Origin of the sequence: Thalassolituus sp. UBA2590, assembly GCF_002339775.1 — a bacterium.
GTDB lineage: Bacteria > Pseudomonadota > Gammaproteobacteria > Pseudomonadales > Oceanobacteraceae > Thalassolituus.
On the sequence record NZ_DDKU01000078.1, the window covers coordinates 47,976 to 50,935 of the forward strand.

The 2,960-nt window shown below is 49.3% G+C and carries 3 protein-coding genes; 2 read left to right on the forward strand and 1 reads right to left on the reverse strand.

Going from position 1 to position 2,960, the window contains the following annotated elements; genetic code table 11:
• Positions 1-87 precede the first annotated feature (87 nt).
• Entirely contained in the window at positions 88-753 is a 666-nt protein-coding gene (locus B2067_RS07680; RefSeq protein WP_301388008.1) for a TetR/AcrR family transcriptional regulator, read from the reverse strand.
• Between the two features lie 78 nt (positions 754-831).
• Between B2067_RS07680 and B2067_RS07685 the strand changes: the two genes are divergently transcribed.
• Positions 832-2,289, forward strand: coding sequence for a flavin-containing monooxygenase (locus B2067_RS07685; RefSeq protein WP_301376728.1), 1,458 nt, complete (start codon positions 832-834; stop codon positions 2,287-2,289).
• A gap of 159 nt (positions 2,290-2,448) precedes the next feature.
• Positions 2,449-2,960, forward strand: a 512-nt coding sequence (locus B2067_RS07690; RefSeq protein ID WP_301388010.1) for an SDR family NAD(P)-dependent oxidoreductase, incomplete at its 3' end; no start/stop codon positions are given.

Below are 2,960 nucleotides of genomic sequence, written 5' to 3' on the forward strand. Positions count from 1 at the left end.
CCAGAATCAGGTGCTCGCCTTCGACCAGAAACTTCTGGTGAAGCTGACGATATTTTTTCTGATGCAGCTTGCGAATGTCTTCGAGTTTCATTTTTCGCCTAAGAGAAGCTGAGAGCCTTTGAAAATGACCATGATGCCGTTCACTAGTGATTCGCGGCTCAGGTGATAGTCATTGACGGCCCAGTTGCGAGTGGCCTGAATAATACCACCAACGATTGCATTGCCGAGGACTTCTGTTTCTTCGGTATTGAGTGGCCATTCTTCGACATAAGCCCGTGAGGCGCCCATCAGAACCATAACAAAGCGGCGAATATAATCATTGTAAAGACCGTGCATGTAATCACTGACGCCTTCAGCTTCAAACATACAGACTTTGGCTACTCTGGGGTCTTCCATCTCAGCGAAGAAGTCATTGAGGAGCCTACGGATCAACTCTTCCGGGAAGGTCTTGCCCTCGAGGTTAATGAGAGACTTCTGCAATCGGGCAAGAATACCTTGCAAGCATCGCTCGTACACCTCAATCAGGCACTCCTCCATAGACGAGAAACTTTCGTAGAAGTATCGATCGGTCAGGCCGGCTTCTTTGCAGAGTTTACGGACCGTTGTGGCGTGAAAACCTTCGTTCCCGAACAGGTTCAGGCCGGCTTCAACGAAGCTTTCGCGGCGTTGGGCAGTGCGCTGCTCAGGGGTTAAACCCCGGTAACTGCGGCCCGATGAGGTGGTATTGGTAGACGTCATTTGGCTATTTGACATCACGTGTCGTCAGAAGTAAAGTGACATCGTGTGTCGTCAGATTGGCGGGCGTGCGTTTAATGAACGAGGTAAAGCAAGATGCAGCAACACAACATTGTCATTATCGGTAGCGGCTTTGGTGGACAGTGCGCCGCTATTAACCTGATCAAGCAGGGACGTGAAGACTTCGTCATCCTTGAACGTCGCAGCTTTATGGGCGGCACCTGGTCTCAGAATACCTACCCGGGTGCTGCGGTCGATGTTCAGTCACCGCTGTATTCCATTTCGCATGAGCCGTACCCGTGGACGCAGATGTTCGCCAATCAGAAAGAACTGAACGAGTACACAGAGTTCGTTATCAGTAAATACAACCTGCGTGAGCGCACGCACACGGGTTGTAACGTTGCTAAAGTTGAGTGGCAGGATGACATCAGCCGTTGGCATATCCACCTCGATAACGGCGAAGTTTACGAGAGCCAGTTTATTATTAATGCCTCTGGTCCATTGAGCACACCGGTTATTCCGAACTTTAAGGGTAAGGATAACTTTAAAGGTAAGTCGTTCCACACCAACGACTGGGACCACAGCTACGACTATAAAGACAAAAAAGTTGCCATTATTGGTAGCGGCGCGAGTGCAGCCCAGATAATTCCAGAAATCGCCAAAGACGTGAAAGAACTGCACGTTTTTCAGCGTACTCCGCATTGGGTTATGCCGCGTCACGATAAGAAATTTAAGCCATGGCAGCGTGCACTCCTGAAAAATAAGTTTATCTATAAGCTGCTTCGCTGGAGTATTTACTGGGCGCTTGAAACCCGTATTCTTGGTTTTAAATATTCTGAAGCCGGCCTCAAGGCTGCTGCGCAAAAACCAGCGTTGGCACATATCAAACGTCAGATTAAAGATCCGGAGTTACGCGCCAAAGTAACCCCTGATTACACGATCGGTTGTAAGCGTATTATTCTGTCGAACACCCTCTACCCAGCGTTCTGTCGCGATAACGTGTTCCTGCACGATAAAACTGACGGTATCGACGAAATCACAGAGACCGGAATCAATACAGAGAAGGGTGAAAAGCTCGATTTCGACCTGATCGTATACTCCACCGGCTACGATGCAACTGATGGCGTTATCTCTTACCCGGTTGTTGGTCGTGGTGGTAAAGCGATCAGTGATGTCTGGGAAGATTACCCTCGTGCTTACCTGGGTACCGTCATTCCTGACTTCCCGAACCTGTTTATTGTAACCGGGCCGAATACAGGTATTGGCCATACTTCTGCGATCTTCGTGATTGAAGCCCAGATGAACTACATCATGCAGGCAATTCACCGTGTACGTGGTGCACATGCCAAATCGATCGAAGTGACACCTGAGGCCGAAGAGCGTTACACCAATCATATTCACAGCGAAATGAAGAAAACCGTCTGGGAAAAAGGCGGCTGTAACTCCTGGTATAAGAGCAAAAGCGGCAAGGTAATCGCTATGTTCCCGGGGTTCAGCTGGGCGTTCTGGTTGCTGGCTAAAAACTTCAAACGTGCAGATCACACTATGCGTTGAGTGCTTTTAAATTACGCCAAAGCGGGGTGTTTTCTGATCATATATTGGCCGAAAGCACCCTTTGAAATACGGTAGGCTAACGTACAGTTTAGCCATCACAAAAAACGTATGACAACAGACACTTTTCAGGCGTCGGCCTGATGCCTGAAGGAGAAAAATATGAAAAATCTGAGCGGAAAAGTTGCAGCAGTAACCGGCGCTGGTTCTGGTATTGGCCGTGCGTTGGCTATCAACCTGGCACAGAATGGCTGTAACGTTGCACTGAGCGACGTTAACGAAGCAGGTCTCGCTGAGACGGCCGAGATGCTTAAACAATACCCGGTTAAGATTACTACCCAGAAACTGGACGTATCTGATAAAGACGCTTTCTATGCATGGGCTGATCAGGTTGTCGCAGACCATGGTAAAGCGAACCTGGTGTTCAACAACGCGGGTGTTGCTCTGGCAGGTACTGTGGGGGATCTGTCCATTGAAGACTACAAGTGGATCATGGACATCAACTTCTACGGCGTACTGTACGGCACGAAAGCGTTCCTGCCACACATGGAAGCTGCTGGTGAAGGCCACATTGTAAACATCTCCAGTATCTTCGGTCTGGCGTCTCAGCCCCTGATGAGCGGCTACAACGCATCTAAGTTCGCGGTACGCGGTCTGACCGAATCTCTGCGTCA

Excerpts from the sequence above, each read along its gene's own strand:
- B2067_RS07685 (WP_301376728.1), top strand. The coding sequence starts at position 832 with ATGCAGCAACACAACATTGTCATTATCGGTAGCGGCTTTGGTGGACAG.
- B2067_RS07680 (WP_301388008.1), bottom strand. The coding sequence starts at position 753 with ATGTCAAATAGCCAAATGACGTCTACCAATACCACCTCATCGGGCCGC.